This window comes from Pseudomonas sp. PS02302, from assembly GCF_029959585.1.
Taxonomy (GTDB): Bacteria; Pseudomonadota; Gammaproteobacteria; order Pseudomonadales; family Pseudomonadaceae; genus Chryseomonas; species Chryseomonas aestiva.
Genome location: NZ_JASCON010000031.1, coordinates 1 through 25295, shown reverse-complemented (window position 1 = coordinate 25295; position 25295 = coordinate 1). Strand labels below are relative to the sequence as shown.

At 66.2% G+C, this 25295-nt stretch carries 26 protein-coding genes; 6 read left to right on the top strand and 20 right to left on the bottom strand.

Annotation, left to right across the window (positions count from 1 at the left end; genetic code table 11):
- Positions 1-188 precede the first annotated feature (188 nt).
- The gene (locus QMX82_RS12485) at positions 189-1022 is read right to left on the bottom strand and encodes a DUF1206 domain-containing protein (RefSeq protein WP_282283924.1); all 834 of its coding nucleotides are present in this window, start codon (positions 1020-1022) and stop codon (positions 189-191) included.
- Between the two features lie 141 nt (positions 1023-1163).
- Between QMX82_RS12485 and QMX82_RS12480 the strand changes: the two genes are divergently transcribed.
- Positions 1164-1637 (top strand): GreA/GreB family elongation factor, encoded by a 474-nt coding sequence (locus QMX82_RS12480; protein WP_208694798.1) that lies wholly within the window; start codon positions 1164-1166, stop codon positions 1635-1637.
- A 449-nt stretch (positions 1638-2086) separates the two neighbouring features.
- Here QMX82_RS12480 and QMX82_RS12475 read toward each other — a convergent pair whose 3' ends face one another.
- The 8 genes from QMX82_RS12475 to QMX82_RS12440 all read right to left on the bottom strand — a co-directional run bounded on the left by QMX82_RS12475 (position 2087) and on the right by QMX82_RS12440 (position 9117).
- Positions 2087-2374: a hypothetical protein gene (locus QMX82_RS12475; protein ID WP_263258688.1), complete on the bottom strand. Its 288-nt coding sequence runs from the start codon at positions 2372-2374 to the stop codon at positions 2087-2089.
- 14 nt (positions 2375-2388) lie between these two features.
- On the bottom strand, positions 2389-3414 hold the full coding sequence (locus QMX82_RS12470) for a TerC family protein (protein WP_133859363.1): 1026 nt from the start codon (positions 3412-3414) through the stop codon (positions 2389-2391).
- A 143-nt stretch (positions 3415-3557) separates the two neighbouring features.
- Positions 3558-3989, bottom strand: coding sequence for an SgcJ/EcaC family oxidoreductase (locus QMX82_RS12465; protein ID WP_282283918.1), 432 nt, complete (start codon positions 3987-3989; stop codon positions 3558-3560).
- Between the two features lie 163 nt (positions 3990-4152).
- Positions 4153-4464 carry a DUF6482 family protein gene (locus QMX82_RS12460; protein WP_133859361.1) on the bottom strand — a complete coding sequence of 104 codons (312 nt, stop codon included), beginning with the start codon at positions 4462-4464 and terminating at the stop codon, positions 4153-4155.
- 126 nt (positions 4465-4590) lie between these two features.
- Positions 4591-5643 carry a lipocalin-like domain-containing protein gene (locus tag QMX82_RS12455; RefSeq protein ID WP_282283914.1) on the bottom strand — a complete coding sequence of 351 codons (1053 nt, stop codon included), beginning with the start codon at positions 5641-5643 and terminating at the stop codon, positions 4591-4593.
- A complete protein-coding gene (locus tag QMX82_RS12450; protein ID WP_282283913.1) occupies positions 5633-8092 on the bottom strand; it encodes an FtsX-like permease family protein in 2460 nt (819 codons plus the stop codon). The genes QMX82_RS12455 and QMX82_RS12450 overlap by 11 nt, the downstream gene beginning before the upstream one ends.
- Positions 8089-8763 carry an ABC transporter ATP-binding protein gene (locus QMX82_RS12445; RefSeq protein WP_282283911.1) on the bottom strand — a complete coding sequence of 225 codons (675 nt, stop codon included), beginning with the start codon at positions 8761-8763 and terminating at the stop codon, positions 8089-8091. Before QMX82_RS12445 ends, QMX82_RS12450 begins: the two co-directional genes overlap by 4 nt.
- Before the next feature lie 63 nt (positions 8764-8826).
- Positions 8827-9117: a hypothetical protein gene (locus QMX82_RS12440; RefSeq protein ID WP_187979031.1), complete on the bottom strand. Its 291-nt coding sequence runs from the start codon at positions 9115-9117 to the stop codon at positions 8827-8829.
- A gap of 255 nt (positions 9118-9372) precedes the next feature.
- On the opposite strand from QMX82_RS12440, the gene QMX82_RS12435 reads away from it, so the two are divergent.
- The 3 genes from QMX82_RS12435 (at position 9373) to QMX82_RS12425 (ending at position 11136) form a co-directional block, all read left to right on the top strand.
- Positions 9373-10146, top strand: a complete 774-nt coding sequence (locus tag QMX82_RS12435) for an FKBP-type peptidyl-prolyl cis-trans isomerase (RefSeq protein WP_282283908.1) — start codon at positions 9373-9375, stop codon at positions 10144-10146.
- A gap of 148 nt (positions 10147-10294) precedes the next feature.
- Positions 10295-10759: a YkvA family protein gene (locus QMX82_RS12430; RefSeq protein ID WP_282283906.1), complete on the top strand. Its 465-nt coding sequence runs from the start codon at positions 10295-10297 to the stop codon at positions 10757-10759.
- 5 nt (positions 10760-10764) lie between these two features.
- Positions 10765-11136, top strand: coding sequence for a hypothetical protein (locus QMX82_RS12425; protein WP_208694804.1), 372 nt, complete (start codon positions 10765-10767; stop codon positions 11134-11136).
- A 3-nt stretch (positions 11137-11139) separates the two neighbouring features.
- Here QMX82_RS12425 and QMX82_RS12420 read toward each other — a convergent pair whose 3' ends face one another.
- Positions 11140-12885, bottom strand: coding sequence for a bifunctional diguanylate cyclase/phosphodiesterase (locus tag QMX82_RS12420; protein WP_282283902.1), 1746 nt, complete (start codon positions 12883-12885; stop codon positions 11140-11142).
- Between the two features lie 92 nt (positions 12886-12977).
- Entirely contained in the window at positions 12978-15059 is a 2082-nt protein-coding gene (locus tag QMX82_RS12415; protein ID WP_208694806.1) for a carboxy terminal-processing peptidase, read from the bottom strand.
- Positions 15060-15297: 238 nt separating this feature from the next.
- On the opposite strand from QMX82_RS12415, the gene QMX82_RS12410 reads away from it, so the two are divergent.
- On the top strand, positions 15298-16260 hold the full coding sequence (locus tag QMX82_RS12410) for an NAD(P)H-quinone oxidoreductase (RefSeq protein ID WP_208694807.1): 963 nt from the start codon (positions 15298-15300) through the stop codon (positions 16258-16260).
- A gap of 236 nt (positions 16261-16496) precedes the next feature.
- Here QMX82_RS12410 and QMX82_RS12405 read toward each other — a convergent pair whose 3' ends face one another.
- The 6 genes from QMX82_RS12405 to QMX82_RS12380 are packed head-to-tail and all read right to left on the bottom strand — an operon-like array spanning position 16497 to position 21598.
- Positions 16497-17150, bottom strand: a complete 654-nt coding sequence (locus tag QMX82_RS12405; RefSeq protein WP_208694808.1) for an HAD family hydrolase — start codon at positions 17148-17150, stop codon at positions 16497-16499.
- Positions 17147-18136, bottom strand: a complete 990-nt coding sequence (locus QMX82_RS12400; RefSeq protein ID WP_208694809.1) for an ABC transporter ATP-binding protein — start codon at positions 18134-18136, stop codon at positions 17147-17149. Before QMX82_RS12400 ends, QMX82_RS12405 begins: the two co-directional genes overlap by 4 nt.
- Entirely contained in the window at positions 18133-18918 is a 786-nt protein-coding gene (locus QMX82_RS12395; protein WP_208694810.1) for an ABC transporter permease, read from the bottom strand. The genes QMX82_RS12400 and QMX82_RS12395 overlap by 4 nt, the downstream gene beginning before the upstream one ends.
- Positions 18905-19738 carry an ABC transporter permease gene (locus tag QMX82_RS12390; RefSeq protein ID WP_208694811.1) on the bottom strand — a complete coding sequence of 278 codons (834 nt, stop codon included), beginning with the start codon at positions 19736-19738 and terminating at the stop codon, positions 18905-18907. Before QMX82_RS12390 ends, QMX82_RS12395 begins: the two co-directional genes overlap by 14 nt.
- Positions 19735-20532, bottom strand: a complete 798-nt coding sequence (locus QMX82_RS12385; RefSeq protein ID WP_208694812.1) for an alkaline phosphatase family protein — start codon at positions 20530-20532, stop codon at positions 19735-19737. Before QMX82_RS12385 ends, QMX82_RS12390 begins: the two co-directional genes overlap by 4 nt.
- Before the next feature lie 4 nt (positions 20533-20536).
- The gene (locus QMX82_RS12380) at positions 20537-21598 is read right to left on the bottom strand and encodes an ABC transporter substrate-binding protein (protein ID WP_208694813.1); all 1062 of its coding nucleotides are present in this window, start codon (positions 21596-21598) and stop codon (positions 20537-20539) included.
- A 182-nt stretch (positions 21599-21780) separates the two neighbouring features.
- On the opposite strand from QMX82_RS12380, the gene QMX82_RS12375 reads away from it, so the two are divergent.
- Complete coding sequence (locus QMX82_RS12375; protein WP_183630403.1) at positions 21781-22518, top strand: UTRA domain-containing protein; 738 nt, start codon at positions 21781-21783, stop codon at positions 22516-22518.
- A gap of 7 nt (positions 22519-22525) precedes the next feature.
- Here QMX82_RS12375 and QMX82_RS12370 read toward each other — a convergent pair whose 3' ends face one another.
- The 3 genes from QMX82_RS12370 to QMX82_RS12360 form a co-directional block, all read right to left on the bottom strand.
- On the bottom strand, positions 22526-23815 hold the full coding sequence (locus QMX82_RS12370) for a M18 family aminopeptidase (RefSeq protein WP_282283883.1): 1290 nt from the start codon (positions 23813-23815) through the stop codon (positions 22526-22528).
- Positions 23816-23903: 88 nt separating this feature from the next.
- Positions 23904-24482, bottom strand: a complete 579-nt coding sequence (locus QMX82_RS12365) for a class I SAM-dependent methyltransferase (protein WP_282283881.1) — start codon at positions 24480-24482, stop codon at positions 23904-23906.
- Positions 24483-24527: 45 nt separating this feature from the next.
- The gene (locus QMX82_RS12360; protein ID WP_282283879.1) at positions 24528-25163 is read right to left on the bottom strand and encodes an RluA family pseudouridine synthase; all 636 of its coding nucleotides are present in this window, start codon (positions 25161-25163) and stop codon (positions 24528-24530) included.
- Positions 25164-25295: the final 132 nt, after the last annotated feature.

The window sequence follows — 25295 nt, the reverse complement described above, 5'->3', positions numbered from 1 at the left end:
GCTGAGCCGCGCTGTCCGGTCGGCATCCTGGCGGTACGGCTGGGCGCGCGGCGGAGCGTCTCCCGGCGTGGGTTGGCACTCGCCGCCCGTCGTTCATTCACTGTCCGGGCGACGACCACGGGTTCTGGACGGGCAATCATCCCGCCATTGGCAGGCCATGCGCAACGGCTGGCGCGGGTGTGGCTGAGCTAACGCGGCAAAACCTGGCGCAGCGATCCGCCGACATCCGGCAGGTCCATGTCGATGCGTCGCCAGTAGCCCTCGGCGAAGCTGTAGAGAGCGAAGGCGATCAGCCCGAGGCCCACCACCGACAGGATCAGGCCGCCGAAGGGCAGGTTCTGCAGGCCGTTCAGGGCGTCCTTCATGCCTGGCGGATGCAGCGCCTGATAGCGCGAGCCACTGAGGATCAGCAACACGGCGATCTCGACGAAGGCCACCCCGCGGGCGATCAGGCCGAAGCGGCCGATGGGCCGGATCAGGCGCAGTTGTTCGGGACTGGCTTGGAGATAACGCTCGAAGCTGGCCTTCCAGCCCTTCACGAAATGGGCGAGGCCCACCCCCAGGGGGATCAGTGCGGCGACGTAGACCAGCAGATTGGAATAGCGCCAGCCGAGGATCATCTGCAGCAGATCGTTGGTTTCCCCACCCGAACTACCGCTCTGGCGCAGACCGCTGATCAGCAGGCCCAGGGCAAAGAAGGCCAGGGCGCCGTAGGTGATGCCGCCCACCAGCAGGCCGGCGCGGATCACCAGGCCCTTGGGCTTGCTGCCATGGTCATCGACATCGCGGATGGCCTGGAGAATACGCCAGGCTGCGAAGGCGATCAGACCGACCACCACCAGGCCGACCAGAAAGTGGCCGAAGGGCTGGGCGAGCAGCGCCTCCAGGCTGTCGTGGCTGTCCGCCGGCCGACCGGAGCCGCGTGCGGCCAGCAGCGCCAGGACGCCGATGATGAGATAGACGAGGCCACGAGCGGCATAGCCGCCGCGAGCCAGCAAGGTAAGTCCGGTACGAGTGTGCATCTGTTATGCCCTGTTACATTCTGCCTTGTACTGACCGGTGGCGCGCGTGCGGGTTCTAATGGCCGGACGGACGTTCTCCGAGGACTGGCAGCGAGCGGGTTTTGGCCTTAGGCTCGCACCCTTTGCTCCGGCGACCGGTTCATGGACAAAGCGCGACTGCTTCCCCTCATTCTTCAGGCCCTGGAAGCCGACCGCGAGGTCATCAGCCAGCAATTGGCGGCCAGCCACGAGGCGGCCACCCACAGCGAAAGCAAGGCCGAGAACAAGTACGACACCCGCGGTCTGGAAGCGGCCTATCTGGCGGATGGCCAACGCCGTCGCCTGCACGAGATCGAGCTGGCCCTGGCGGCCTACCGGGCGCTGACACCCGTGGCCATGAACGACGGCATTCGCGTCGGTGCCCTGGTCGAGTTGACCACCGCGACGGCCAGCCGCTGGCTGTTCCTTGGCCCGGATGCGGCGGGACTCAAGGTCAGGCTGGATGGCCACGATGTCCTGGTGATCTCGCCCCGCGCACCCTTGGGTCAGGCATTGCTGGGGCGGGAGGAGGGCGATGAGGTGGCGGTGACGGTGGAAGGCAAGGTGCACCGGCAGGAGATCCTGGCGGTGTATTAACGTAGGACAGAGGTAACGTCCTGTCTCCATCGTGGCCTTGGCCCGCGCCTGTGGACTGGGCAATGGCGGCGGATCGCGAGCTTGCCGGTGCCGATGGAGATGAATGCCCGCCCGGATAGCTCCCTCGCCCCTCGGGAGAGGGTTGGGGTGAGGGTGCCCTTCGCCACAAAGCCCCGGTGGAAAAGGCTACGCCGTTTTCCACGCTACGATGCCAGGTGGTGCCGTTGATGGTAATCGCGGCCATGGGCCGCTCCTACAGGCCACGCTTCAGGGCGTCGACCATGTTGGCCTTCGACGACGAGGCCGTCTCAACCCAACCTTGCGATTAGGGCAGTGCTCCAACCCTTCAGGTTGGCCGTAGGAGCGGCCGCATCGGCGGACCGCCATGGCCGCGATCAAGAGACGATGAGGTCAGCCGGGATTTCAGGATCGCCAGGGAGATTCCTCGCTCAGGTCTCCACCCCTTCCACCGACCGGTTGGTCCTGGCCGGTGCTGCCTCTTCCTTGTCCGGTTTCGGCCGATGCTGATCCAGCCAGGCGCGGCCCTGATGCTGGGCCTCGTCGACCCTCTTGTTCAGCTCGTCGAGCGTCCCACCGAGGGTTTCCCGCGCCTGTTCGCGAGCGGCTTCTTCCACCTTGGTGGCGAAGCGGTCCGCCGCCTTCTCGGCACTGTCGCAACCGCCGAGGCCAAGTAGCAGGAGGATGCCGGCGAGTCCGAGGATGGCTCTGGTAGTCATGGTCGTCCGCTCCTTCACGAAGGCCTGTTCAGGGAGTCGCGCGGCTCATGACCGGCAGCGGTGGGCTTGATCTCGCTGCGGGTCTTGTACAGCGACACCAGCACGCCACCGGCCAGCAGGCCCAGGGTCACGCTCAGGGAGATCGCCGGGGGGATCTTGCCGATGATGCCCACCAGGAAGATCTTGCAGCCGATGAACACCAGCACCAGCGCCAGGGCGTACTTGAGATAGGCGAAGCGATGGATCATCGCCGCCAGGGCGAAGTACAGGGCGCGCAGGCCAAGGATGGCGAAGACGTTGGAGGTGTAGACGATGAAGGGATCCTGGGTGATGGCGAAGATCGCCGGCACGCTGTCCACCGCGAACACCAGGTCGGCGCACTCGATCACGATCAGCGCCAGGAACATCGGCGTCACCCAGAGCACCGTCTTGCCGCTGGCATCGGGCTGGCGCACAAAGAAATGCTGGCCGTGCAGCTCGTCGGTCACCCGCAGCTTCTTGCGCAGGAATTTGATGAAGAAGTTGTCGTCGAGCTTGGGCTCTTCGTCCACCTTGGCGAACAGCATCTTGACCCCGGTGATCACCAGGAAGGCGCCAAAGACATAGAGGATCCAGTCGAACTGATGGATCAGGGCGGCGCCCAGGCCGATCATGATGGCGCGCAGCACGATCACCCCGAGAATGCCCCAGAACAGCACCCGGTGCTGGTATTCCCGCGGGATGGCGAAGAAGCCGAAGATCACCGCCATGAGGAAGACGTTGTCCATGGACAGCGACTTCTCGATCAGGAAACCGGTGACGTAGTCGAGGCTGGCATCGGCACCCTTGAGCTGCCAGACGAAGAGGGCGAACAGCAGGCCTGCAGTGATGTAGCCCGCGGACAGCAGCAGGCTCTCCTTGACCTCGATGGGCTTGTTCTCCTTGTGGAGGACACCCAGGTCGAAGGCCAGCAGGGCGATGACGACGGCGAAGAAGGTCAGCCACATCCAGGTGGCGGTGCCGAGGAAGTCGGCGAAGAAGAATGCATGCAGGGCGTTCATGAGCCCCTCCTTAGTCAAGTTTCAAGACTATGACTCGACATGGCGGCACATACCGTCAGAGGGGCCCGGGTCACCAGGACAGGATTTCGAACTCGCGCATATTCGGCAAGGATTGCAGTTTTACAAAATGCAACCGCTCTGCCTCAGGCTTCTCGGGAGGAATGGTGGCCAGTGATCAGCCAGCGGCCATCGATCTGCTCGAAGGTGAAGAGAAAGCGCGCGGGCACGCTGATGACCTGCTCGCCATCGCGATAGTGAAAGACATAGAGGCCGCCGACCACCACGGTGCTGAGTTTGCTGCTGACCCTCTTCTTGAAGATCTCCACGTCGCACACCAGCCCCTCATTGGCGAGGAAATTGCGGAAATATTCGCGCCGGCTGTCCTCGCTGTCCCGCACCTCGTTGGAAAGCGTCGGCACCAGGATGGCGTCGGGCGCATAGAGCGCGAGAATGGCGTCCACATCGCGGGTGGCGACGGTCGCCGCCCAGGTGTGCAAGGCGGCCTTGGCGCCGGCGAGGCAGGCGATCTCTTCGTTGGAGCGAGCAGGCGCGTGGGCAGGACTGGCAACGGACATGGCGTTATCCTCAGGCGAGCTTGGACTTGTTATAATATAACAACATGTTCTGAGCGAGGACGTGCCATGGCCAGATCGTCAGGGGATGACGCCGGTCGGGGAAGTCCGGATTATGACGGGGAGGCGTCGCCGTCGGCAGCCGGCGACGGCAGAAGGGTGCGGCTCAGCGATTCTCGATCTTCGAGCGCAGCGGGATTTCTTCGCGGGAGTCGGTCTGGCTCACCGGCTGGCCGACCATCTCTTCATAGACCGCTGGCTGGGCGATGAACAGGCGTACCTCCTTGACGTCGTCGAGGATACGCCGGGCTTCTTCCACCGAGGCTACGTGCAGGGTCGCGCCCTTGTCGTCGGCGACCGGTACCGAGGTGCCTTCCACCAAGGCATGGATGACGTAGGAGCCGCCTTCCATGGACACCAGGTTGACTTCCTTGACCGCGCCGGCCTTGACCTGCTGATTCAGCTCTTTGACATTCATCGACACACCTCGGTTATCACGCTAACGAGCCCTGCGCGGCGGCAGGGGGGGGTTAGGGATTCGAGGCGAGGGCGGGGCTGGGAGTTCCGGTGCGAGATGCGGCCGGGGCGCGTTTCGCGGCTTTTGTCAGTACCCGGTCATTTCCAGGTAGCCCACCCCCTTGGCGCTGCCCTCCACTCTGACCGGACCTTCCCAGTAGGGCGTGCCCAGGGCCATCCAGGCATCGGGGTTGACCGCCGCGATCTGCAGATCGAGCTGCTGCCCCGGCAGGGTGATGGACCAGCGTACCGGCACCTCGCGTCCGGCGACCCTGTGGGTGGACTCCGGTGCCAGGCGGATATCGCCGGGATGCAAGGGCTGGTTGTGGCCGTCGGCACCGATCAGGTTGCCGAACAGATAGTGCTGGCCGTCGGCCTGGCGCAGGCGATAGAGCATCAGTTGCCGACCGTCGTCCAGGTGCAGGGAAAACCAGTCCCAGCCGAGCTGGTCCGCGGCCAGGTGCTGGCTGCTCCATTCGCGATCCAGCCAGGCCAGGCCCTTGACCGGCACGCGCCGGCCTTCGATCTGCAGTTCGCCCTGGGCCTGGAAGAACGGCTGGCTGTAGTAGTAGGACGCCTGGCCGCTGGCGGATTTGCGACTCACTCCCCCTTCGCCCTGGAGCACCAGCGGGCCGCGGGCGGCGAGATTCAGCCGGTAGGCGAAGCCCGGACCCTGGGCCCGAACCTCGGCGCGTCCGTTCAGGTCTCCGCTCAGCCGCCAGTCGTCGATCCAGGCGGAGAAGGGCGCGGCGGTCACCCCGGCCTGGCCGATGCCGCCGCGACCCTGGGTCTGGGCGGAAAACTGGCGGGTCTCGCTGGTAAGACCGGCATGGCCCAGCCAGAGGTTGCCGTTGCTCCAGCCGGGCTGGTCGGCGCCGGGGCGCAGGGCGCTGCGGAACAGCGTCCATTGCACGCCGTATTGATGGCCCTCGGCATCGCTGAGGTTCGCGGTGACGTACCACCATTCGATGCGGAAATCCGGGTGGGCGCCGTGATCGGCCGGAAAGCTGAAGACCTTGCCCGGCACCACCGGGGCGAAGTTCTCGCTGCCCTGACCGAGGCCGGCGAAGCCTGCGGACGGCGGCTGCTCGTCGCAACCGGTGAGCAGCAGGAATGCGAGCAGCAGGACCCTAGCGTTCATTACCGAGTTCTCGCAGCAGATCCAGCGGTTGACTGCGCTGCAGCCTAAGCAGGGGCCAGGCGGCCGCCAGCAGGGTCGCCAGCAGCGCAATGGCGGAGAGCGCCAGCAGCTGGCCCGGAAAGACCTGCAGCGGCAATCGCCAACCAAAGGCCTGAACGTTCACTACCGCCACCAGGCACCAGGCGAGCAGGATGCCCAATGGGATGGCCAGCGCCAGAGTCAGCAGGGCGAGCCCCAGCAACTGGCCCAGGCTGAGCAGGATCAGCCGCGGACGTTCGATGCCCAGCGCCCAGAGCGGTGCGAGCTGGCCCAGACGCCGTTGCGCCTGGCCGAGCAGGGCGATGAACAGGGCGAGACCGGCCACCGCCAGGGTCAGGGCATTGAGCGCCGCGGTGGCGCTGAAGGTGCGATCGAAGACCTGGTCGGCATAGCGCCGCAGCTGGCCCTGGTCGATGGAGTGACTGGCGTCCAGCCCGAAGCGCTGCTGCAGCTCGCCGCGCAGGGCCTCCACCTGCGCCGGCGCCATGCGGACGACGATGCGCACCAGAGCGGCATCCGGCCACAATGCCCGCAGCCGGGCCTGGGGTAGCAGCAGGTGGCCACGCGGATTGCCATAGTCGGCATAGGTGGCGAGCACCGGGGCGGACCAGCGACCCTGGCTGCCCTGCAGCTCCAGCCGTTGCCCCTTGACCACCCCCAGGCGGCGCGCCAGTTGCTCGCTGAGCATCAGGCCATCACCGGCGAAGAACGGCGTCCAGGCCTCGTCGCCGGCATCGAGCAGCGGCCAGTGTCGCCGATAGAGATCGGCGTCGAGGATACCGCTCAGGGTGGACGGCTGGCCTTGAATCCCCGTCTCCCGTTCGTACACCGGCAGTACCGCGCGCACGCTGGGTTGTAGGGGTAGCCAGTCGAGCAGGTTCGCGGCCTGGGCAGCGTCCTGCGGGCGCAGATAGAGTTCGGCGGCCAGGCGCTGGTCAAGCCAGCCATCGAAGGTGCGACGAAAACCCTCGGTCATGCTGCCGGCGCCGACATTGGCCGCCAGGGCCAGCAACAACGCCATCAGCGCCTGGGACAGTCCGGGCAACTGCTGCCGGGCGTCGGCCAGGAACCAGCGTGAAAGCGGCCGCCGTGCCCGCTTCAGCAAGAGATCCAACAGGGCGCTCAGCAGCGGTGGCAACGCCAGCGCGGCAGCCAGCAGGAGGCAGCCGAGCAGGGCCAGGCCGCTGGCCAGGCTGTTGCCGCTCAGCCAGAGGACCAGCGCCGCCAGGCCCACCAGCAAGGCACCCAGCGCCTGGCGACGCAGCCAGCGGCCATGGGCGGCGCGCCAGGCCTCGCCCTGGGCCAGGGCCAGCAGCGGTAGCCGCGCCGCACGCCACAGACCATCGGCCCCGGCCAGCAGGGCTCCACCCAGGCTGAGGCCGAGGCCGGCCAGCCACCAGGCCGGACTCAGGGTCAGGCTGCCGGCGATCTCGGCCCCATAGAGGCCGCGCAGGCTGGCCGCCACATCGGGCAGCAACAGGGCGGCTAGAAGATAGCCGCTGGCAACCCCCAGAGCGCCTGCCACCAGGGCGATCAGCGCCAGCTCCAGGGTCAGCGCCAGCACCAGGGTCGCGGCCGACAGGCCACAGGCGCGCAGGGTACGCAGCAGGGCCCGGCGCTGTTCCAGCGCCAGACCGGTCGCGGCATGGACAATGAACAGGCCGACGGCAAAGGCCAGCAGGCCGAGCGCCAGCAGGTTGAGGTGGAAGCTGTCGGTCAGGCGGTCCAGTTCGGCGCCCTGGTCGTTCTCCACCCGTTGCAGGTTGACCCCGTCCAGGATGGGCAGGGCACGCTGGAAGGTCTTTGGCAGGATCAGCCGGGAGACCTGGTCTGGCGCGTCCAGCAGACGCTGGGCCTGGCCGATGTCCAGCACCAGGGTGCCGGGCGCCAGGCCGGGGCGCGGCTGCAACGGTGGCAGCGCCAGGCCATCGGCGCGATGCAGCACCGCGCCGGCCCGCAGCCGCCATTCACGCAGCGTCTCTGGCGCGATCCAGGTGGCCCCGGTCGGACCGAGGAAGTCGAACAGGGCCTCTGGCGGTGCGCTGGCCGTCACGCCGCGATCGCTGGGCAGACTGACCGGTTCGATGCCCAGCAGTGGCAGGGCGCCCTCGCGGTCGGCCAGCATCAGGCGCCCCTGCAGGACGGGCGACACCGGCCAGCCCTGGCGGCGTAGTTCGACGAACAGCGACTGGGAAAGGCGCTTGCCGTCGGGGGCTTCAAGACTCGACTGGTCGGCGCCGAAGAGCGCGCTGGCCTGGGCATAGCTCTGGCGGGCCTGGGCATTGAGCGCCAGCACTCCGGTCAGCAGCGCGGTCGCCAGCCACAGGCCGGCGACCAGACCGGCGAGTTGCAGGGGATGCCGCCGCCAATGACTGACCAGGCTGTGCAGACTCCAGTAGAGCAGCCTCATGGTGGGCCCACGGCTGCGCCGCCGAGACGTCCGCGTTCCAGTAGCAGGGTGCGATCGAGATGACTGGCAATACGCGCGCTGTGGGTCACCATCAGCAGGCTGCTGCCGGTCTCGGCCACCAGTTCCAGCAACAGGGCGAGGGCCTGGTCGCCACTGGCTTCGTCGAGATTGCCGGTGGGTTCATCGGCGAGCAGCAGGGGTGGCCGGGAGGCGAGCGCCCGCCCCAGGGCCACGCGCTGCTGCTGGCCGCCGGAGAGCTGTTCCGGATAGCGTTCCAGCAGGGTGGCCAGGCCCAGGCGTTCGGCCAGCTCGGCTTGCCAGCGCGGATCATGGCGGCCGGCTAGCCGGGCCTGGAAGGCGAGATTGTCGGCCACCGTCAGACTGGCGATCAGATTGAATTGCTGGAAGATCAGCCCGATGCCCTCGCGACGCCAGGCGGCCAGAGCGCGCTCGTTGAGGCTGGCGAGTGCCTGGCCCGCGGCCTGGATATCGCCTCGGTCAGGCCGGTCGAGACCGGCAACCAGGTGCAGCAGGGTGCTCTTGCCACTGCCGGATTCGCCCATGAGCGCCAGACTCGCGCCTCGCGCTAGGCTGAGGTCCACGCCGCGCAGGACCGGCAGCGGTCCCTGGGGCGTCGGATAACTCTTGTGCAGATCGGTGATGGTCAGCATCGCGCCTCCAGCGCCGGTCATGGTCTGCAATCGACCGGGCGCAGGCGGCGACGTTCAGCGCGGTCAGCGGCGCTTGGCCTTGCCCTTGCCGGCTTTTTCGTCTTCCTCGCGCTGCAGGCGTTCGCACTTGCGCACCATGTTCAGGTAGTACACGGCGCTGCCGGCGAACAGGATGATGGGCAGCGCCAGGGACATTTCCAGCAGGCTGCCGGGGAAGGCGCTGGGCACCCAGTGGTGATAGAGCAGGATGCCGATCGCCAGCAGCACCGAGTACAGCAGGCCGTAGCCGCCGGCCTTGCGCGATTCGCGGGCGAGGTCGAGGGGCGGGCGATTCAGATCGTTGGGCTCGAACATGGAGGTCTCTGGCAGGCACTGAAGAAGGCGCTAGTCTAGCGCCTGGACTCGCGCCGGTCGCCACTGCTCGGGCACCCCGGACAAGACGTCGCAGGGGTTGCCCGCCGCTCGTTCACGCGATGTTCAGGCAGACCTAAGCTTGAAATCTTATCCTTTGCAGCCATTTAGAGGCCTGACGATGGCAAGCGAGCAGGTCTCCTTGTAAGCTCGATCAGTTATTTGAACGCGCACAATGCGCACGGATAAGGAATCAACATGAAACAGTATCGGTTGGCAGCAGCGGTGGCCCTGGTGGGTCTGGTTCTGAGCGGCTGCGACTCCAAGCCCAAGGTCGAGCTGGAAAGCCCGGCCCAGAAGGCGTCCTACGGCATCGGCCTGAACATGGGCAAGAGCCTGGCCCAGGAAGGTATCGATGACCTGGATCCCAAGGCCGTCGCCCTGGGTATCGAGGACGCCGTTGGCAAGAAGGACCAGAAGCTGACCGATCAGCAGCTGACCGAAGCCTTCGCCGCCCTGCAGAAGCGCGCCGAAGAGAAGATGACCAAGGTCAGCGAAGACAACGCCAAGGCCGGCAAGAAGTTTCTCGAAGAGAACGGCAAGAAGCCTGGCGTGATCACTACCGCCTCCGGCCTGCAGTACGAAGTGCTCAAGAAGGCCGATGGCCCGCAGCCCAAGCCCACCGACGTGGTCACCGTGCACTACGAGGGCAAGCTGGTCGACGGTACCGTGTTCGACAGCTCCATCAAGCGTGGCACCCCGATCGACCTGCCGGTCAACGGCGTGATTCCGGGTTGGGTCGAGGCGCTGCAACTGATGCACGTTGGCGAGAAGATCAAGCTGTACATCCCCTCCGAGCTGGCCTACGGCGCCCAGAGCCCGAGCCCGGCGATCCCGGCCAACTCGGTGCTGGTGTTCGACCTGGAACTGCTCGGCATCAAGGACGCCGCCGCTGCCGACGCCGAAGACGCCCCGGTCGCTCCGGCTGCCGATGCGCCGGCCGCTGCCGAAAAGGCCCCGGCCAAGAAGTAAGCCTCCTGCTGTAGCAGACGCCCTGCCTTGCAGGGCGTTTTACGTTGGGCGGCGGGAAACCCTGACGCAGCGGTGCGATCAAAGCTGGGGTGCAAAGCCCTGCGCCAAAGGGGTCGCTGCCCTCCGTTCTCCATTGCTCGAGGTGTCCATGAAGCCGCCGAAGAATTTTGATCGCTATCTGGGTATCGCCCAGCGCCTGCTGATCCGCGGCCGCCTGCCGGCGCTGCTGCTCGGCGTCGCGCGCAAGACCAGCAAGCGTGGACTCAAGCTGGGCGAGGCCCGTGAAACCCTGGGGCTGTTCCATCAGTTGCTGCTGGCCTGGTGGCGCGGCGAGTATCGCGGGGTCAGCCGCAAGACGCTGGTGACCGTGGCCGGTGGCCTGGTCTATTTCCTCCTGCCCATCGACCTCATTCCCGACTGGGTGCCCATGTTCGGTCTGCTCGACGACCTCGCGGTGCTGGCCTGGGTCGGCAAGGCCTGCAGTGACGAGCTGGATGGCTTCCGGGCCTGGCGCGCCAACCGTACCGCAAGTCAGCAGGCGGCCCTGGCCGCGCTACCCGACAAGCACGAACGGCCGGCGGCGGGTGTCGCCCTCGATCAGCTGCGAGACTGAACGGCTTGAGCGTGCGCATCAGTCGCCAGCACTGGCTGGCCTTGCTGGATGAACTGGAAAGTGCGCGGCGCAGCCGCAGCCTGCTGACCTATCGCTCGGTGATCGAACGGCTGGGGCTGCCCCAGCCGGCGATGGTGACCCTGACCACCGCGCTGGAGTATCTGGCGGCCCTTGATCGTCGCGAGGGCCGGCCACTGCGCAGCGCCCTGGTGGTGAGCCAGAGCGGTACGCGTATTCCCCGTGAAGGTTTCTTCGACTGCGCCCTGCGCCTGGGTGCCCTGGACGGCTCGCCGCCGGTGAGCGACGCGGTCAGCTGGCACGCGGCCGAGGTGACCCGGGTGTTCGACCACCGTTATCCCGACCATCGCCTGGATTAGGGTTCAGGCCCGCATCAGGTGCAGGCTGTAGCCGGGCACCAGCTTGGCATTGCGCTTGGCTTCCGAGGCGAGGCCAGCCAGGCCGCTGGCATCCACCCGCTTGCCGGCCTCCTTGTCCAGCTCCACGACCCCCAGTGACAGCGACAGCAGCGGATACTCGCGGCGGCGGCCGTCCCTGTCGTAGGCCAGAAAGCAGCCGGCTTCCAGGTGTTCGCGGCGATAGAAATGCCGGCAGCGCTCCTGGAAGCCCGCCATCAGGCCGTTGAGTCGCTGTCGCCAGTCCGAGGAACCCAGCACCACCAGAAAGTCGTCGCCACCGATATGGCCGACGAAGTCCTGCTGCGGATCCAGGCGTTCGGACAGGGTCTGCGCCAGCGAGAGCAACACCTCGTCGCCCTTGGCGTAGCCATAGAGATCGTTGAAGGGCTTGAAGCCATCGATGTCGACGTAGCACACCACGGCTTCACGCTGCTGATCCAGCAAGCGCGTGAGGCACTGCTGGATGGGCACGTTGCCGGGCAGCTGGGTGAGGGGGTTGGCGTGCTTGGCCTGCTGGATGCGCTGCTCGGTGATCAGCCGCAGGACATCCATCACCCGACCGACCCCGACATAGCGGCCACCCTCGGTGATGATGAAATCCTCTTCGATGCGCTGGCGTGCCCGCGCGGTGAGCAGGCGGCTGACCTGCTGCAGTGACTGGTTGGTTTCGGTGGCCAGGAAATCCTGGCTCATCAGCCGGGCGATGGGCTTGCGCGCGAACACCTCGTGGGCGAAGGGCTTGAGCAGCGCCGAACTCAGCTCGTGGTGATGGACGATGCCCACCGGGCGATCGTCCTCGTCCACCACCGCCAGGGTGTTGAGACTCGGCTGCAGGCGGAAGCGCTCCAGTACCTCGGGGATCAGCATGTCCTGACCGACCGCCACCTGCTCGACCCTGAGGCTGGCGACGGTGGTGGCTTCCTCGGCGAAGTCGGAACTGCGGGTGGTGATCACCGGCAGCAGGGTCTGGATCTCGCGCGGTGGTGCCGCCGTCGGGCGGCCCAGCAGATAGCCCTGCACCAGGTCGATGCCCATGCTCGCCAGGGTCGACAGCTCTTCGTGGGTCTCGATGCCCTCGGCGATCACCTGGGCCCGGGAGGCTTCGGCTATCTTCAGAATGGAGCCGACGAATTCACGTTTCACCGCATCGCGATGGATGGACTCGATGAAGTGCCGATCGATCTTGACGAAGTCCGGGCGCAACTCCGACCAGCGCCGAAGGCTGGAATAGCCTGCGCCCAGATCGTCGAGGGCGATGGAGAAGCCCATGGCGCGGTAGTGGTGCAGGGCGGTGGCCAGCAGCGCGAAGTCATCGATGGGCGCCTGTTCGGTCAGCTCGATCACCACCTGGGCCGGCGAGAGCCCCAGGCGTTGCAGCAGCTTGAGGGTCTGCCCCGACTGATGCGCCGGTTCCAGCAGGGTTTCCGGACAGACGTTGAGAAACAGCAGGCCATCCAGGGCCAGTTCGCGAAAGGTCTGGCAGGACTGCAGGCGGGCGGCGATTTCCAGTTCGGACAGGCGACCGGCCTGGCGGGCGGTGGCGTAGAGGGGCAGGGGGGACTGCAGCGGAGTATTGGAGGCGCCGCGGATGAGCGCCTCGTAGCCGAGGATGCGTCGCTCGCTCAAGGACACTATGGGTTGAAAGAGCGAATGCAGCTCGCGGTTGGCGAGAATGCGATCCAACACCCCAGCCTGGTCGTTAAGCGTCATGGTTAGCCTGTAGAAACCCAGAAACGAAAATGCCCGGGGGGCGCACTTGGCGACCCCCGGGCATTTCACGACAGAGATATGACGCTTTGATGTCAGCGCTTGGGTGGCGTCTGGCTCAGGTCGAGGTAGTCCAGCAGCACATGACCCGACTCCATCAGGTAGGCATCGTCCTGCGGCTTGGTCTTGTCGTCGTCGATCGCCGGGTTATCCTCGTCGATCTTCTTCAGTTCCTTGAGCGGGGCTTCACCCTTGCCCTGGCGCCGCTGGTTTTCCATGGCCAGCTGGCGATTGTCCAGGGCGGTCTGCTCGGCCCGGCGCTTCTGCTCGTCGAGGCTGACGGTGGTATCCGCCGCCAGTTCCTGGGCCAGCTTCAGACGCTCGCGAGCGAAGATGAAGTCGGGATCCTTCTGCGCCCGCAGGTCATGACGCTTGACCAGTTCCGGCAGGTACTTGGCGAAGGGATTGCTCAGGCCGGTCACCGCCGGGGCGATGGTATCCCAGGGCATGGAGTCGGGCAGGGCGCTCTCGCCGATCTGCTTTGTGTCCACCACCGCCGGGTAATCGATGTCCGGCAGCACGCCCTGATGCTGGGTGCTCTGGCCGGAGACGCGATAGAACTTGGCGATGGTCAGCTTCAGCTCGCCATGGTTGAGCGGCTGGATGGTCTGGACGGTGCCCTTGCCGAAGGTCTGGCCGCCGACGATCAGCGCCCGGTGGTAGTCCTGCATGGCACCGGCGAAGATCTCCGAGGCCGAGGCGGACAGGCGATTGACCAGCACAGTCAGGGGGCCCTTGTAGAAGGCGCCGCCTTCGTCGTCGGCCAGCACCTCGACCTTGCCGTCGCCATTGCGCACCAGCACGGTGGGACCCTGGTCGATGAACAGCCCGGTCAGCTCGGTGGCTTCCTGCAGCGAGCCACCACCGTTGTTGCGCAGGTCGAGGACGATGCCGTCGACCTTTTCCTTCTGCAGCTCACCGATCAGCTTCTTCACGTCACGCGTGGTGCTCTTGTAGTTCGGATCGCCCGCGCGATAGGCCTTGAAGTCCAGGTAGAACGCCGGCACGTCGATCACGCCGAGCTTGTAGTGCTTGCCCTCGTGGGGCACGTCGATCACGTGCTTCTGCGCCGCCTGCTCTTCGAGCTTGACCGCTTCGCGGGTGATGGTGACGATCTTGGTCTTCTGGTCGTTCGGCGCATTGCTTGCCGGGATGATCTCCAGGCGCACCTTGGAGTTCTTGGGTCCGCGGATCAGCTTGACCACCTCGTCCAGGCGCCAGCCGATGACATCGACCATCTCGCCATCGCCCTGGGCGACGCCGACGATCTTGTCCGCCGGGGCGACCTGCTTGGACTTGTCGGCAGGGCCGGCCGGGACCAGGCGCAGGATCTGCACGTAGTCGTTGTCGTTCTGCAGCACCGCGCCGATGCCTTCCAGCGACAGGCTCATGTTGATGTCGAAGTTCTCCGCGCTTTCCGGCGAGAGATACTGGGTGTGCGGGTCGTAGGACTCGGCGAAGGCGTTGATGTAGGTCTGGAAGACGTCTTCGCCACGGGTCTGGTTGAGGCGTGCCAGCTGATTCTTGTACCTCTTGGTCAGCTGCTGCTGGATCTGCTGGTCGGTCTTGCCGGACAGCCGCAGACGCAGGACTTCGTCCTTGAGCTTGCGGTGCCAGAGATCGTCCAGCGCGGCGGTGTCCGCCGGCCAGGCCGCCTTCTCGCGATTGGTGTTGAAGGATTCGTCGACGCTGAAGTCGAGCTTGCCGATGCCGGCGTTGAGCAGGCCCAGGCCGTAGTTCAGGCGCTCGGTCATGCGCTGGGCATAACGGCGGTAGATGGCGAAGCCCGGTTCGAGATTGCCCTGCTTGAGGTAGTCGTCGAAGCGGGTGCGCGAGGCGTCGAATTCGCGAATGTCGGCGGCATTGAAATACAGCCGGCCGGGATCAAGCATCTTCAGATAGCTGTCGTAGATCTTGATCGACTGGGCATCGTTGAGTGGCGGCTTGCTGTAGTGGTGCCGCTTGAGCAGCTCGACGATGTTGAGACTGGCGATGACCTGATCGCGGTCGGGTTGCAGTTTCTCGGCGCCTACCGGCGCGTTGGGCTTGGCGAGGAGAGGCGTTGCGCTGACGCCAAGCAGGACAACGAGGGCGGTACGGGACAAGAGCTGCTTCATGTGTATTCGACTAATGCACGGAAAGGAATAGGCTATAGGCCCTTCCCGGCCCGGGCGGTTCCGCGGCCAGGGGAAGTATGACGGGCGCTGACGAAAGTCGTCTGACGGCGGTCTGAGGGGTAGCGGCGATCGGAAGAGGAAGGCTGTGACAGCCCCGCGTCTTCCGGTCCGCTCGACTCCCGCAGAACCCGCCGGCGCAGGCGCTTTTCGTCAAAGCCTGAGCCACTATGGAGGCACCGTGAACGCATTGCAAGGTATCGAAGGGCAACTGGAATGGCAGTCACTGAGCGCTCGCGCTCTGGCGCCAGGGGAAATTCGCATCAAGGTGGCGGCCGCCGGTCTCAACCGTGCGGACCTGCTGCAACTGGCCGGCAACTATCCGCCGCCGCCCGGCGCGCCGGCCACCCTGGGCCTCGAATGCGCCGGGGTGGTCAGCGAGACCACCGCGGATTCGCGCTGGCAGGTCGGTGACCGCGTCTGTGCGCTGCTGGCCGGCGGCGGCATGGCCAGCGAGGTGGTGGTGGACGGACGCCAGGCCGCTTCCGTGCCGGAGGGCCTGTCGCTGGTCGAAGCCGCGGCGCTGCCCGAGGTGTGGGCGACCGCCTGGAGCAACCTGTTCGACCTGGCCGCGCTGCAGCCGGGCGAAAAGGTGCTGCTGCATGCCGGCGCCAGCGGCGTCGGTTCGGCCGCCATCCAGCTGTGCAAGGCGTTCGGCAATCCCTGCTGGGTCAGCGTCGGTTCCCAGGATCGCCTGGCGCACTGCGAGCGTCTCGGCGCCGAGGGCGGGGTGCTGCGCAAGACCGATCTGGAAGGCCTGCGCGACTTCGCCCCCTTCCACGTCATCCTCGATCCGGTAGGGGCGAACTATGCATCGCTCAACCTGGACCTGCTGGGCCAGGATGGCCGCTGGGTGCTGATCGGCCTCATGGGCGGTCGTCAGGCCGAGATGGATCTGGGCAAGGTACTGGGCAAGCGCATCCGCATCGTCGGCTCGACCCTGCGCAATCGATCCGTGGAGTTCAAGGCCAAGACCATGAGATCCCTGGAAGCCAGGGTCTGGCCGCTGTTCGCCGAAGGCAAGCTGAACGTCAACCTGGAACGCCGCTTCGCCGCCCAGAACGCCGAAGCCGCCTTTGCCGCCCTGGAAAGCAACGAGGTGAACGGCAAGGTGGTGCTGGTGCTGGACGAGGGGTTGGAGTAGCACTGGACGTTCAGGCTATCGCAGCCGCTTCTAAGGGGCGCAACCTTCGCTGATCGCGGCCGTGGGCCGCTCCTACGGTTATATCGAGCCTGTAGGAGCGGTTGCATCGGCGGACCGCCATGGTCGCGTTTGATTCTTTGCTCCGTAGCGTGGAGAACCACGTAGCGTTTTCCACGTCCCTGCCGCAGGGAGCACAGAGGGACAAGGCTGCGCCTTTGTCCATCCCAAGCCGCAACCTACCGCCAGCTGAGGATCGGCCAACCGGCCTGTACCGCGCGCTCGCGCAATACCGGGTCTGGATTGACCACGTGCGGCTTGCCTACCGCTTCGAGCAGCGGCAGGTCGTTGCGCGAGTCGGAGTAGAAGCTGGCGTTAGCCAGCAGGCTGTGGTCGCCGCCGAGCAGTTCCAGCAGGCGGGTCAGCTTGCCTTCGCGAAAGGTCATGACCCCTTCCACCTGGCCGCTGTAGACCCCGTGGCTCACCTGCAGGTCGATGGCCAGCACCTCTTCGACGCCCAGCCGCTCGGCGATGGGCTCCACCAGATGCACCCCGGAAGCCGAGACGATGATCACCCGGTCGCCGGCGGCGCGGTGGGCGGCGACGCACTTCATGGCGTCGCTGAAGATCAAGGGTTCGATGACGTCCTCGACCCAGGGGCCGATCTCGAAATCCACTTCTTCGGGCGTGCGGCCCACCAGGGGTTCGAGGTGGAAGGCCATGTAGTCTTCCATGGCCAGTTCGCCCTGAGCGTAGGCCGCCATCAGCTCGCTGTCGCGCCGCACGAAGGACTCGCGGTCGACCCAGCCGAGCACGCCCATCTGCTGGCTCCAGAGACTGGAACAGTCACCGTCGATAAGGGTTTCGTCGAGATCGAAAATCGCCAGGGTCATGCCACTTCTCTCAGGCTGTCGGAATCGACGGCCAGGGTGACGGCTGTGCCGTTCGCCTGCAAGGCCGACGGGCCATGGTTGAGAACGTCGACATTGAGTTCGCAGGCTTCGGTGGCGATCCGGTAGCGGATCACGTTGCCCAGCAGGCTGTGGCCAACGATGCGCCCGCTGAAGCCCCCGGCGACGCCGAGCCTTATGGCCTCGGGACGAATCGCCACCTGCCCCTGGAAGGTCTGGCCGAACAGCCGGCTGGCCTGGTCGGCGCTGAGCAGGTTGTAGTTGCCGATGAAGCCGGCGGCAAAGGCATCCACCGGCGCGGTGTAGAGGGTCTCGGCATCGCCACTCTGGACGATGCGCCCGTCGCGCATCAGCACGATGCGATCGGAGAGGGTGAGGGCTTCTTCCTGGTCATGGGTGACGAACACCGTGGTCAGGCCCAGCTCCTGCTGGATGGCGCGAATCTGTTCGCGCAGGTGGCGACGGATGCGGGCATCCAGCGCCGAGAGGGGTTCGTCCAGGAGCAGCAGCCGTGGCCGCACGATCAGCGAGCGCGCGAGGGCCACCCGCTGGCACTGGCCACCGGAGAGCTGGTGCGGATAGCGCGTGGCGAAGCCTTGCAGTTCCACCAGGATCAGCACCTCCTGCACGCGCTGCTGCACCTCGTCCCGCGCCAGGCGCTGCATGCGCAGGCCGAAGGCGACGTTCTGCTCGACCGTCATGTTGGGAAACAGCGCATAGCTCTGGAACACCATGGCGATGCCGCGGCGCTGCGGTGGCAGCTGGGTGATGTCCTGACCTCCCAGCACGATGGCACCGTGGTCGACCTCGGTGAGCCCGGCCAGGCAGCGCAGCAGGGTGGACTTGCCGCAGCCCGAGGGGCCGAGCAGAGTCACCAGTTCGCCCTGTTCGGCATGGAATTCGATGTCGGTGAACAGGGTGTTGGCGCCGTAGCGCTTGTGCAGTCCCTTGACCGCGAGATAGCTCATGTCCGCTCCCGATTGAGGCGATTGGCGATCCAGGTCAGCAGCAGGACCGCGAGGAAGTAGGAGATCACCAGGGCGCTGGTCAGGTGGCCACTGCCGTTGCGCAGGTTGTAGAGATAGATCTGCAGCGTCTCGTAGCGCGTTCCCACCAGCAGGTTGGCGAAGACGAATTCGCCGATGAGAAAGGAAAATGACAGGAACAGCGCCACCATCAGCCCGGTGCGCAGATTGGGCAGCACCACCAGCAGGGCGGCGCGCCAGGAGCTGGCGCCAAGCAGGTGGGCGGCGTCCATCAGGTCGCGCAGGTTCAGCGCCTGCAGGTTGTTGCTGATGGCGCGATACATGAAGGGCAGGGCGATGGTGAAGTAGCAGAACACCAGGATCCAGGGCGTGCCGGTCAGCGGCAGCGGACCACTCGCGTAGAGCTGCAACAGGCCGACCGCCGAGACCACCGGCGGGACGGCGAAGGGCAGCAGGATCAGCACGTTCATCAGCGCATCCAGCCGTGGAAAGTGATAGGCGATGGCGAACATGGCCGGCAGGATCAGCACGCAGGACAGCGCCAGGGCGCCGAAGCAGATTGCCAGGGAGCGGCCGAAGGCGGCGAGAAAGCGCGGCTCGCTCCACAGCTGCAGGTACCACTTGAAGGTAAAGCCCGCCGGCAGCAGGGTTGCCGACCACTGGGTGGCCAGGGAATAGAGGAGGGTGGCGGCCAGGGGCGTGAGCAGGATCAGAAACAGGATCCAGACCACTGTCCGATGATAGAGGCGCTCAGTTCTGGACATGCCGACTCCGCCGTAGCAGCCACTGGTGGACGAGGGTGATCAGGGTCATGAAGGCCACCAGCAGCATGGCCAGCGCCGCGGCCAGGTTGGGCTCCAGATAGATATCGCCGGAAACCAGGGCGGCGATGCGCACCGGCACCACGTTGAAGTTGCCGGTCGTGAGCGCATAGACCGTGGCGTAGGCGCCCAGGGCGTTGGCCAGCAGGATGATGAAGGTGCCGACCAGCGCCGGGCTGAGCACCGGCAGGCCGATGTGCCGCCAGTATTGCCAGGTGCCGGCGCCGAGCAGCGCCGCCGCGTCGCGCCAATCCTGCTTCAGGGCTTCGAAGGCCGGGAACAGCAGCAACACCCCCAGGGGAATCTGGAAGTAGGTGTAGATGAGGATCAGGCCGCCCTTGGTGTAGAGGTTGAAGCCTTCGATCAGTCCGAATTGCTTGAGTGCCAGGGTCAGGCAGCCGTTGATGCCCAGCAGGATGATGAAGGCGAACGCCAGCGGCACCCCGGCGAAGTTGCTGGTCATGTTGGTGAAGGCCACCACGAAGCCGCGCAGCCGCGAGTCGACCCGGGTCAGCGAATAGGCGCCGAGCAGGGCGATGAGCAAGCCGCAGACGCTGGACCAGAGCGAAATTTCCAGCGAGAAGCGGATGGCCTGCAGGTAGAAGGGCGAGCCGAGGATCTCGGCGTAGTTGCCCAGGCCCCAGCCACTTTCGCTGGAATTGAAGCTGTTGAAGGCGATCCAGGCCAGCGGCGCCAGCTGGAAGGCGCCGAACACCAGCAGGAACGGCAGGATCAGCAGCAGGGCGAGACGGGGCCGCTTCATGCCAGCAACTCCCGGCATAGCGGCTTGTCGTGGGCGAGGCCCAGCAGCGTGCAGACGGTACCGCAGAGCTCCACCTGGCGCGGTGTGGCCTCGCCCAGGGAGAAGCCCGCGCCGAAGACGAACAGGGGCACCTCGCGTTCTTCCGGGAGCGTCCCGCCGTGACTGCGGTCGTCGTTCATGCCGTGGTCGGCGGTCACCAGCACCTGGTAGCCGGCGTCCAGCCAGGCGGACAGGTAGTGGGACAGCAGGCCGTCGGCGCGGCGCGCGGCATTGCGGTATTCGGGGCTGGAGAGGCCGTGCCGGTGGCCGGCATCGTCGATGTTCATCGGATGCACCAGGAGGATATCCGGCGCCTGGGTCAGGCGCAGGTGCTCGGCGTCGTCGAACAGATGGGAGTCCGGGTAGTGGTCGGCGTAATAGAAGTGGCCGTGCTGGATCGGCAGGGCGGTATCGCTGACGTGCCTGTCCCGCGCTCGATCGAAGGGGCTGCGATTATAGAGTTCGCTGACCCAGTGGTAGGCCGCCGCCGCCGTGGTGAGGCCGGCGGCCTGGGCCAGATGGAAGAGGCTGGTCTGGTTGGACAGCCGGTCCACGCCATTGTGGACGATGCCGCTGCTTACCGGGGGCACCCCGGTAAGCAGGCATTCGTAGAGCGGGCGGGAGAGCGAGGGCAACTCGCATTCCAGCGGGTAGAGGCGACCCCGGCCGGCCAGGCAGAGCGCCTGGAGAAAGCCGAGTCCGTGTTCGGCGACCCTCAGGGCGAGTCCGTCCAGCACGACCAGGATGACCTTCATGACGTCACTGCTGCATGTTGATCAGAACGTGTTCCTGCCAGAGCCGCGGCAGGCGCTTGGAGGTTTCCTCCCAGGCCTTGGCGTCGGCGATGGGCCGGGCCTTGGCGTATTGCGCCTGGGGCAGCAGCTTGGCCTGGACGTCGGCCGGCAGGGTCAGGTGCTCGGCGCGGATCGGTCGGGCATAGCCCTGGGCCAGGTTGATCTGGCCGGCGTCGGAGAAGATGTACTCGCGGGCCAGCTTGGCGGCGTTGGGGTGCTTGGCGTACTTGTTGATGATGGTGGTGTAGCCGGAGGTCACCGAGCCATCGGAGGGGATCAGCACCTCGAAGCGCGAGCGATCGATCTGGTCGCGATAGCTCAGGGCGTTGAAGTCCCACACCACCCCGACTTCCACTTCACCCTTCTCGAGGTTGGCCACCACCGGGTTGGTGAAGGCCAGGCGACCCTGCTTGGCCAGTTTGGCGAAGAAGTCCAGCGCCGGTTTGATGTTCTTCTCGTCACCGCCGTTGGCATAGGCCGCTGCCAGTACGCCACTCACCGCCTGGGAGGCGGCGCTGACGTCACCGATGGTGACCTTGTAGTTGCCCTTGAGCAGGTCCGCCCAGGAGTGGGGGACGTCCTTGACGGTCTGCTTGTTGACGATGAAGGCGATGGTGCCGGTGTAGGCCAGTGCCCAGTGACCGTCGCTGTCCTTGGCCCAGCTCGGTACCTGGTCCCAGGTGCTCGGCTTGTAGGGCTGGGTAACGCCCTTCTGCACGGCGATGGGGCCGAAGGAAGCACCGACGTCACCGATGTCGGCGGAGGCGTTCTCGCCTTCGGCGGCGAACTTCGCGATCTCCTGGGCGGAGCTCATGTCGGTATCCTGGTGCTTGAGCCCGTATTTCTGCTCAAGGTCCTGCCAGGTACCTTTCCAGTTCGCCCAGGTATCGGGCATGCCGACGCTGTTCACCTCGCCTTCCTTGCGGGCGGCGGCTTCGAGGGTTTTGAGATCGACGGTATCGGCGAAGGCGGTACCGGCCTGTAGCGCAACGGCAGTGGCCAACAAGGAAGCAAGCAGACGGGTCATACGGGTGCTCCAGGTGTTAGGGCTTGGTCTAGGTCAGCAAGACACAGGCCAATCTAGGACCGGGGTATGACGATTTGATGGCAATGCGCCCTGTTTCACCGCTGGCACGGGCGCTGCAATCGTCACCAAGCGGTCATGTGGCCGTCTTAGTCTCCCAACAAACCCTAGTCGAGGCACTCCGGGTGCACCAATCCGAAACTGGTCTAGTCCAAAGAAGTGCGCCGGGTGCCGGTGCCATCCGCCAGGCATTGCAGGAGCAGATCGCCCATGGCCTGCTGCCGGCGATGGAGCGCCTGCCCTCCGAGCGCCAGCTGAGCGAACTGTTCGCCACCACCCGTATCACCCTGCGTGAAGCCCTGCTGCAGCTGGAGGCCCTGGGGCTGATCTATCGCGAGGAACGCCGGGGCTGGTTCGTCGCCCCGCCGCGGCTGGCCTACAACCCCCTGGCGCGGACCCATTTCCACGCCATGGTGGAAGCCCAGGGACGGGTGCCGGCGACCGAGGTCGTGGCGGCGCGGCAGATGCTGGCGTCCGCGGAGATCTGTCGCCTGCTGGAGTTGCCGGCGCTGTCCAGCGTCTATCAGATCCGCCGGGTGCGTCGGGTGGACGGCCGGCTGGTGCTCTATGTCGAGCACTACCTCAATGCCGCCTATTTCCCGGGCTTGCTGGAGCACGATCTGCAGCGCTCCCTCACCGAGTTGTATCGCGACCGCTACGGCATTCGCTACGGCGAGGTACGCTTCGAGATCCTGCCCACGGCGCTGCTGCCGGAGGCGGCTCAGGCGCTGCGGGTGGCACAGGGCAGTCCGGCGCTGCACATCACCCGCATCAACCACGACCAGCAGGGGCGACTGATCGATTGCGACCTGGAATTCTGGCGGCACGACGCCATCCAGGTCAGGGTCGAGGTGCCGGATTAGGCCGGCGTCAGAGCGGCAGTTCGCTGCTCGCATAGAAGGCCGTCAGCACCTTGATCAGATGACCCAGGTCGTGGCTGCCGGCCAGTTCGCGGATGGAGTGCATGGCGAAGGTGGGCAGGCCGATGTCCACGGTGCGCACCCCCAGCTGCCCGGCGGTGATGGGACCGATGGTGGAACCGCACCCCATGTCGCTACGCACCACGAAGCTTTGTACCGGCACCGCTTCGCGCTGGCAGAGGTCGCGGAAGAAGGCCGCGGTTTCGCTGCTGGTGGCATAGCGCTGGTTGGCGTTCACCTTGATCACCGGACCGGCGTTCAGTTTCGGGCCATGGTTGCCATCATGCTTGTCGGCATAGTTGGGGTGCACGCCATGGGCGTTGTCGGCCGAGATCAGCAGCGAGCGCTGCAGGATGCGGGTCAAGGCATCACCGGCGGGCAACAGGCGCTGCAGCACCTGTTCGAGGAAGGGACCATCGGCGCCACAGCAGGAGGTGGAGCCCACTTCCTCGTGGTCGGTGCAGACCAGCACGGCGTTCTCGTCGCCCTCGTCGGCCAGCAGGGCGGTCAGACCGGCATAGCAGGACAGCAGGTTGTCCAGGCGGGCGGCGGCGATGAAGTCGTCATCCAGCCCGATCAGGGCGGCGGGCTGGACATCGTAGAAGCTCAGTTCGAAATCCAGCACCTCGGCCTCGCCGATGCCATGTTCCTGTTGCAGGCGCGCGGCCAGCAGGGCGCGGAAGTCGCGCCGCTCGCCGGCCGGCACCTGGGCCAGGATCGGCGGCAGCTCGTTCTGGGCATTGATGGCCCAGCCCTGGTTGGCTTCGCGATTGAGATGGATGGCCAGGTTGGGAATGATCGCCAGCGGCTTGCGGAAGTCGATCAGCCGACTCTGCACCCGGCCCTCGGCGCGATAGGTCACCCGGCCCGCCAGGGACAGGTCGCGGTCGAACCAGGGCGCCATCAGCAGGCCGCCATAGACCTCGACGCCCAGTTGCCAGAAGCCCTGGCGCTGCAGCTCCGGCTGCGGCTTGACCTTGAGACAGGGGCTGTCGGTATGGGCGCCGACCAGGCGCATGCCGCGCTCCAGTGGTTGGGCACCCAGGCGCACGGCGATCAGCGAGGAGTCATTGCGGGTGACGTAGTAGCGTCCACCCGATTGCACCGACCAGCTTTCACGCTCGTCCAGGCGCTGGTAGCCGGCGGCTTCGAGACGGCGCGCGAGGGTCGCGGTGGCGTGGAAGGGCGTGGGCGAAGTGGAGAGGAAATCGATGAGGCCTTGGATCTGATCGGTACGCATGGACGACTCCGGACGACAAGGCGTCCAGTCTAGGTTCTGGACCGAGGTGAGTCGAGCGTAGCGCCCAGGCCGGGCGGCAGCTCAGGACTCAGCGTCGCCGCAGCACCAGGTGATGGATGTGCCAGTGCTTGGGGCGCCCGACCGCGGTATGGCCGTCCTCTTCCTCTTCCCGCTGCAGCAGGACGTCCCAGTTCCGCAGCAGCTGCTGCAGGTGCGCGGCGTCGACGACCGTCACGCCCTTGCTGGCCCAGCTGTCCCGCTCGCCGAACAGCTGGCCGCAGAACAGGCCACCCGGGCGCACCGCCGTGGTGATCCCGGTCCAGAGCAGCGGGAAGCGCGCTGGCTCGCAAAAGGGCAGGGCGAAGCTGGAATTGACGAGGTCGCAGGGGGGGATTTCGAGCGTTTCAAAGCGTGTCTGGCGGGTTTCCAGGCGTGTCTGCAGCAGGGCCGGCGTGCGCTCGCGCAGGGTGCTCAGCGCCTCGGCCTCGGCATCCACCGCCAGCACCTGCCAGCCGCGTTCCAGCAAGACGCGGGTGTCGCGTCCGGTGCCGCAGCCCAGATCCAGCGCCGATCCTGGCGGATTCGAGCGGAATGAGAGGGCCTGCAGCAGCGTCTCGCGCGGACCGCCCGCGGCGGTGGCGGTGTAGTAGGACGTCCAGTGAGACAAGCGGCACTCCTCTGGCTGAGTGCCTCAGTATGCCAGCGCCGAGGCTCAGAAAGGCGCGGGACTGGTAAAGCTCATCCGCTCGCCCGAAAGGGGATGGGTCAGCGTCAGCAGACTGGCATGGAGGCAGAGGCGCGGCTGGGCCGCCAGCGCCTCGCCCTCGGCATAGAGCTGATCGCCCAGCAGCGGATGCCCGATGCTCAGCATATGGACGCGCAGCTGATGGGAACGACCGGTGATGGGGGTGAGTTCCACCCGGCTGTAGTGGCCGTGACGCTCCAGCACCTGCCAGAAGGTCAGGGCGTGGCGTCCCAGTTCGTGGTCCACGACGTGGCGCGGCTTGGTCGGCGGATCGTAGCGCAACGGCAATTCGATGCGGCCGCTGTTGGCCTCCGGCTCGCCCCAGCAGAGGGCACTGTAGGCCTTTTCCGTTTCGCGATCATGGAATTGCCGGGACAGCTCGCGATGGCTGTCGGCGTCCCGCGCCAGCACGATGACCCCCGAGGTCTCCCAATCCAGGCGATGGACGATGCGCGCCTCGGGATAGCCATTTTCCTGCAGGCGGGTCACCAGGCAGTCACGGTTGTCTTCGGCGCGACCGGGGACCGACAGCAGCAGGGTGGGCTTGTCGACCACCAGCAGGGCGGCGTCCTGGTGGATGATGCGGATGTTGGAGAGGGGCATGGGCTTCCTGGAGGGCCTGGTGGCGAATCACGGCACCGCGCTGGGCAGGTGCCGAGGATTCGCCATGGCTTAAACGCCAGCGGCCGGCCGGGGGGCCCCGCGGTCCAGCTGCGCGCGCCGTAGCGGGCGGGG